Annotated in this window: 5 protein-coding genes; 2 read left to right on the top strand and 3 right to left on the bottom strand. The window is 43.9% G+C overall.

Annotated features, from left to right (window positions below; genetic code table 11):
- A partial coding sequence (locus PF479_RS06685) for an NAD(P)-dependent oxidoreductase (protein WP_298003896.1) occupies positions 1-336 on the top strand: 336 nt, incomplete at its 5' end.
- A 90-nt stretch (positions 337-426) separates the two neighbouring features.
- Here the strand turns inward: PF479_RS06685 and PF479_RS06690 are convergent.
- Positions 427-1,902: a hypothetical protein gene (locus PF479_RS06690; protein WP_298003899.1), complete on the bottom strand. Its 1,476-nt coding sequence runs from the start codon at positions 1,900-1,902 to the stop codon at positions 427-429.
- A gap of 138 nt (positions 1,903-2,040) precedes the next feature.
- On the opposite strand from PF479_RS06690, the gene PF479_RS06695 reads away from it, so the two are divergent.
- Positions 2,041-4,218 carry an HAD-IIB family hydrolase gene (locus tag PF479_RS06695; RefSeq protein ID WP_298003902.1) on the top strand — a complete coding sequence of 726 codons (2,178 nt, stop codon included), beginning with the start codon at positions 2,041-2,043 and terminating at the stop codon, positions 4,216-4,218.
- Positions 4,219-4,465: 247 nt separating this feature from the next.
- On the opposite strand, the gene PF479_RS06700 is transcribed toward PF479_RS06695, so the two are convergent.
- Both PF479_RS06700 and PF479_RS06705 read right to left on the bottom strand, forming a co-directional pair.
- Positions 4,466-5,833, bottom strand: coding sequence for a hypothetical protein (locus PF479_RS06700; protein WP_298003906.1), 1,368 nt, complete (start codon positions 5,831-5,833; stop codon positions 4,466-4,468).
- 15 nt (positions 5,834-5,848) lie between these two features.
- Positions 5,849-6,937 (bottom strand): hypothetical protein (locus PF479_RS06705; RefSeq protein ID WP_298003908.1); only part of this gene is annotated, 1,089 nt, incomplete at its 5' end.

Below are 6,937 nucleotides of genomic sequence, written 5' to 3' on the forward strand. Positions count from 1 at the left end.
GTATTAAAACAGAGTGATGTGGTCACACTGCATTGCCCTGCAGGTGAAAAACCTTTGATAGATCAGGAAGCCTTGAATATGATGAAGAAAGGAAGCTTTCTCATCAACACGGCAAGAGCCTCTCTGGTGGACCAGGCGGCCCTTCTGGAAGCTTTGAAATCCGGTCAAATTGCCGGCTATGCAGTGGATGCCTTCGAATCCGAACCGCCGGAGTTGACAGATCTTCTTTTACACCCGAAAGTCATTTTATCCTCCCATATCGGCGGATTTACCGAAGAGAGTGTAGACCGGGCAACAGCTGCTGCCATCCGGAATATTCTGGATGTATTGAAATAAAAAAGAACTCCTTTGCCGGGACCGGCAGAAACCTCCTAATCTTTTACTGGTCCCGGATTTTTTTGAGCCTCTTATAGAACTATTCAGGTCTTACATGATCTGATGATCTTCTTCTTCCGGACCGTTCAGGAGATCCAGGGCGACAGCCTTCAGACAGATGGCAGCACTTTCAACATAAAATCCAAGGAAGTCATGATCCATATAACTGGTTTCCACATACCTTAAAACGATTTTTCCTTCAATCGAAAGTTCAATGTACCCGCCGAAAGCGATGACTTCAATATCACAATCACCATCCTTAATGGAATCGAAATGATTGGACTGAATCACTTTATAGCTAAAAAAATTCTCTATCTCAGCTCCCGGCCGTTCTCCCCAGGTACGGCCCTGAGCCTGTCCGTTTATAAGATCAAGACTGATGAAGTGTCCGTTGGTCTGACTGTCTGAACGGAACACAATCCCCCATTTACCCACGCCCACCATAGACATTGTAAATTTCAGCCTGAAATCTGTAGACTGCTTTTCAAGGAAGAATATTTCATAGCCGCTGAGGGATTCGAGAATGACATCCTCTGCCTCATGACGGACATCGGCGGTTTGGTTCTTCAGAACCCTCTGAAGGGGTAGACACTCATCCTGAGGGATGGAAAGCTGCACTTTCTTGTCAAATAAACTGTAGCTCTGGAGAAAAAGCTGGCCGTCTTCAGCAACTTGCAGCTCAGTGGGAGGAGGAAGGATTGTCGTTCTAACGGCTTTATTTCTGTCAGTAAAAAAATTCCAGAGAAGATAGGTATCCTCCATCTTGGTGATCCTGGATGCATAATTCCCTTTGGGAAGAAGCACATTGGATGCAAAAGCTTCGTAATGCCCCAGAAGAGTGTCACAATGCCAGTAATGAATTTTAACATCCTCTTTAATATTGCCGAAGAGGTAATACCGGTTTTTAATCTTGTAAAGTCCGGGGACTTCAATATCATCGTACATTCCGGGATGAAATAGAGGTTTCTCCCAGTGAAAGGTATCGCCCCTCTCTTCCCTGGCGACTCCAATACAACCTCTTCTTATTTTGGGCCCGGAGGGCACTCTGGCATTGACCAGAAGAATCCTTGTACTGCCTTCAGAATAGAAGAAAGGATCCCGGCAACTGACCCAATGACGTCCTTCAGACACAGCCTCTTCGTAATGGGGTCCTGTAATCGACAAAGGATAGTGGGAGGAAGAGACTTTCTCCCAGTAGTAGAGATCATTGGAACGGGCTAAACCGATTCTTTGAACCCTGCCGCTCTCTTTTCTGCATAAACCTGTATAAAACATTCTGAATAATGCCGGTCCGTCCGGATCATGACTGACATGCATGGTCCAGATCATGTCATCATCCCAGTCTCCAGGTTCACCGATGAAGATTGGATTCTTCACCCGCCGCCACAGCAGCCCGTCATTGCTGACGGCATGAGCAATATAATCATGATTCGGCAAGACAAGATGAAACAAATGGAATAGACCATTGTGCCGGATAATATCCACATCCCCCAGCTCAGAAACTTCGAAACCTTTACCTGTATACATATCCTCTTCTTCGTATTCTAATTAAAAATATTTACCAAGAACACTTATTTAACTGTAAATATAGAATATATAAGGCCTTTCATCAACATTGACACGATTGAATATCATTCGTACACTAAACACAATATGTATGTATTAATGCTAAATCTTCACGGACTCATCCGTGGACAAGATATTGAATTCGGTCGTGATGCCGATACCGGCGGTCAGACACGTTATGTGATTGATCTTGTAAAAAGCCTTTCTTCTTATCCATCAATAAACCGTATCGACTTGATAACCAGAAAAATTGAAGATAAAAGGGTTCAAAAAATCTACAACAAGGATGTGGAGCCGCTGAATGATAAAGCTTCCATCATTCGCCTGTCCTGCGGTGGAAAAAAATACATCCGAAAGGAAAAATTATGGCCCCATCTGGATGTGTTTGTCGACAATGTCATTGAATACATTCAGGAACAGGACAGAATCCCCGATTTTGTTCATGGTCACTATGCCGATGCGGGTTACGTTGCGGCCCATATAGCCAGCTTATTCGGGATACCCCTGATATTCACCGCCCACTCTCTGGGACGCAATAAACTCTCATTTCTGAAATCCACGGGTTGGACCGATGCACTCGCAGATAAAGAGCTTTCCATCTCTACAAGAATAGAAGCCGAAGAGATGATCTTCTCTCAGGCAGAACTTGTGATTACCAGCACGGACTACGAAAAAGAGGAATTGGCGGGTCAATACGATCATCGCCTGATACCTGATTACGCGACGATTGCCCCAGGAATCGAACTTGACATATTTTTCCCCTACTATGATTACCAGATCCCCGGAAACAATTTAAGTGAAGAAACAAAACAGGCTCATGTAAGAGTCGTTAATGAATTGAAGAGATTTCATTTTGAACCCGAGAAACCCCTCATCATAACCCTCTGCCGTCCGGATGCACGAAAAAACATAGATGTTATCATTGATGCATACGGCAGGGACAAAGAGTTGCAGGCTATGGCGAACCTGGCTATTTTTGCCGGAATCAGAGACGATATTTCCACCATGGAAGAGGGTGAGCAGCAGGTGCTCACAGATATCCTTCTGGCAATGGACAAATATGATCTTTACGGAAAAATGGCCATTCCAAAATATCACAATCCTGAGAAAGATGTACCCGAACTGTATAGAATTGCCGCCCAGTCACAAGGAGTGTTTGTCAGTGCGTCCTACCTGGAAACATTTGGGTTAACCTTTATTGAAGCCTCTGCCAGCGGGCTGCCATTTGTAGCCACCAATAAAGGTGGTCCTGTAGATATTGAGAAAAACTGTCAAAGTGGAATATTGGTCGACATTGATGACCAGGAGAGCATCGCTCTGAGCATCAAAAAAATACTCACCGATTCGGACAAGTGGAATCAGTTATCTGAAAATGGAATCAACAATACCAGAAAGACATATACCTGGCAGCACCACTGCGAAAGTTATATCAGCGAGCTGAAAAAGCTGGCGGCAAAGAATAAAGCATCCTCAATCAAGGTGGAAAAAGAGGTCAAGATCATCGGAAAACGGATTCATGCTCTCAAAGAAATGGTCATTGTTGACATAGATGATACACTCCTGGGAGATGATGAAGGGATTCAGAAACTGATGGATTATCTGGAGCCCAGAAAAGAGAAGATGGGATTCGGAGTGGCCACCGGACGGGATATCGCCTCAGCGACAGCGGTGTTATCGGAAAAAGGTATCGAAAACACTGAGTTCATTATTGCCTCGGTAGGATCTGAGATCTACTACTACGATGTACATACCGTCGACAAAGGCTGGGCGTCCCACATCAGAAAGAAGTGGAAACCCCTTGAAATTAAGGACTCACTGAAAAACCTACCTTTCCTGAAGATGCAGGACAACCCGTTGGCTCAGAGAGATTTTAAGATAAGCTATACCCTCAGTCCCGATCTTACGGAGGATGAAGCCCTTCCCCGGATTCACAATGAATTGATGAAGAGGAAACTCTCTTATAATCTGATTTTTTCCCATGGAAACCTGATAGACATTCTCCCCTACAGGGTCTCCAAGGGACAGGCTGTCAGGTATCTGGCCAATAAATGGAAGATTCCTGCTCAAAACATTTATACCGCAGGGAATTCAGGAAATGACCTGGATATGCTGACGGGAAGTATGAAAGGCATCGTTGTTGGGAATGCGGAACCGGAATTAAAGTCCCTGCGATCCAGGAGATTCGTTTACTTTGCCAAAGAGAAATTTGCTTCAGGGATACTTGAAGGAATTAAATATTGGAAAAATAAAAACATGAAGGATGATAAATATGAATAATGATACTAAAAAGGTATTTCACTGTCCCCAGTGCGGAAAAAGTCTGAGCATTGATATCGGGAAAGATTTTAAGAAAGGACGATGTCCAAGCTGCAGAAGCCGGATAGTGATTCCAACACCTGATAAAAAGAAATAATCAGGAAAATGAAAAACCGCTCCTTCGGGGAGCGGTTTTTATTTATTTTGACATCCGCTTTTTATATCAGGATGATGGATAAGCTTTGTCCAGAACAAACCCACACGATGATCAATCCTCCGGGACTAGATCAACAATGTTAAACATACCGGTTATGGTATTCTGGGCACACCCGTAGTTATTCTGAGGCGCCAGTATAAATGTATCAAAAGTGGTAATTAATTCCAGATTTGACAAATCCTTGATATCAACAATGTACATAACATAGCCCTGCTCTTTCACAACAAATGCATAATGTCCGAATATAGAAACTCCTCCGGTTGTACCGTTGTCCGGTGCATAGGTTGATACCAGAGAAGGACTTGTCGTATTTGAAATATCTATTATCTGGAGGGGGCCGTTTTTACTTGTGACAAAAGCTGTTCCATCATTGATAGCCACATTACCGTATAACTGATCCGGTATTGAATACTCTCCAACGAAGTTATGGGATAGGATATCATATACCAGCAGGCCTGTATCATTTACAGATATGACGGCAGTTGTGCCCTCTGCCTGAAGACTCCATGGTAACCCACCTGTAATCTCTACCATGCTGCCCGCTTTGTTTGAAGGAGAGTTCAGGTCGTATAAGTCCGCACGCATGATTCCATATGGAGCTTCTGTGGGGGTATCCTCTTTGTTCTCGACTAAAAGGAGGGCCTCATTTTCGGTCCATACTACAATAGAGATCGTTGTATAGTTTTCCCCCCCATATACAACATCGCAGTCTCCCTTGAGTGTCGGGTTTGCAGGATCGGACACATCATAGATTACCAGTTTATTTGGAGGGCCAGGGTTGCCCTTTTCTTCAAACAGGATATATTGACCTCTTTTTGCAACAGGCTTGGATACTTCTTCATTAACGCCTCCAAAAATTGTTGCTGTTAGAACAGGATTAGTAGGATCTGATATGTTGATAATCTGTAATCCTGCAAATCCGTTTGCATTGTATGCATAATCTCCATCGATAACTGACTCAAATCCGGAACCTCCCGTGTTTAATTGACCGACAAGTTTTGGAGTCTGTGAAACTTCAATTTCAAAACTCCGGGTTTCACTCCACACTTCACTTGCTTCCCCATCCTTAACAGCTCTTACTCTCCAATACTTGATATCACAGATTGTAAGTTCATCGGGTATCTCATACTGTGAAACCGCTTCGTTTATGTTTATGGTGGATACGCCGTCAAAACTCTCGGAATCACTGATCTGCAGCTCATACCCGGTAGCGCCTCCGGCATCTTCCCATTCGAGGAGAGGGGTTTTTTCGGCAATGCCGACTCCGTCTGCAGGGGTTGTTAGGGTCACTTCATGGGACCAGCCCAGGACCATGTCGTCTATGGTTGTTTTGAGGGAAATCGGTTCGCAGGAGATGTTGAAAAAAACGACTATGGAAACAATCCCCATATAGAAGATATTCATTACTATTTTTTTCATAGTTACTTTTCCTTTTTAATCCTCCGGGAGTAGATCCCATATAGTAAATTTGCCGGTTGTCCATTCCACTCCATAAGCATAGTTTCCGATAACAGTCGCAATCCATCCCATATTCCCTTCAGAAACCAATACCGGTGCAGACGGATCTCTGATATCTAAAATTGTAAATTTTTGAGAAGTAGCTAATCCAGTGAATAGGTAATTCCCGAAAACAGTAGAAGGACCGGTTCCCTCTCCCGGATCATAAGTGTAAACAAGGGAAAGGGATGAAGGATTTGATATATCCAGAATTGTCAGGGGACCATCCATATTGCTGACGAAGGCATAGTTCCCACCAATTTCAATATGTCCGAATCCCATATTCTCTATCCCATAGCTATCTGATACATCTTGTCCTATAAGTGAGAATGATTGGACTCCTTCTCCGCGTATCGATACAAGTCCGGTAGTTGCCGCCTGCTCAATAGCAAAGGGCTGATCATCCGTCGTCATAAACATTCCATCTACAACAGGAGTGAAGTGATCAGAGAAATCAATCTGCATGATACCTGCACTGGTCGGTGTATCTTGATCATATACGGCAACCAGTAATCCACTGCCGCCTCCTGAATTATCCAGGTATATATTGGCATTATAATCCAATGTTCCTGAACCTAAGCCGGGATCGAACTTTAATGAACATGGATTACCTACCTGAACAGGATTTTCAGGATCTGAAACATCAACCTTAATGATAGACTCTTCTGTTCCTCCATCCACATAACAATATAAATAGTCTCCGGTCAATTTAGGCTTCTGTCCTGGCGAATGCTCAAATGTCGTCACCAGCGTGGGGTTTCCAGGATCACTGATGTTCACTACGGACATCTGATCAACTCCTGATGTATGCCCGACAATTGCATAATTTCCTTTAATGGCCATACCAATAGGATTTCCAGTAAAACCATCGCTACTGTCCAATTGTCCAATAAGTTTCGGACTGGAAGAAACCGCAATTTCAACACTCCGGCTTTCGCTCCAGGGGCCGGGCTCTCCCGTTTTAACGGCTCTCACCCTCCAGAAACGTGCATCGCAAATGATGAGTCCGGCTGGTATCTCATACTG

It is taken from the genome of Oceanispirochaeta sp. (assembly GCF_027859075.1).
Classification (GTDB): domain Bacteria; phylum Spirochaetota; class Spirochaetia; order DSM-2461; family DSM-2461; genus Oceanispirochaeta.

Bases quoted from the DNA above. Each gene is read 5' to 3' on its own strand.
- PF479_RS06695 (WP_298003902.1), top strand. From the start codon at position 2,041: ATGCTAAATCTTCACGGACTCATCCGTGGACAAGATATTGAATTCGGT.
- PF479_RS06700 (WP_298003906.1), bottom strand. From the start codon at position 5,833: ATGAAAAAAATAGTAATGAATATCTTCTATATGGGGATTGTTTCCATA.
- PF479_RS06690 (WP_298003899.1), bottom strand. From the start codon at position 1,902: ATGTATACAGGTAAAGGTTTCGAAGTTTCTGAGCTGGGGGATGTGGAT.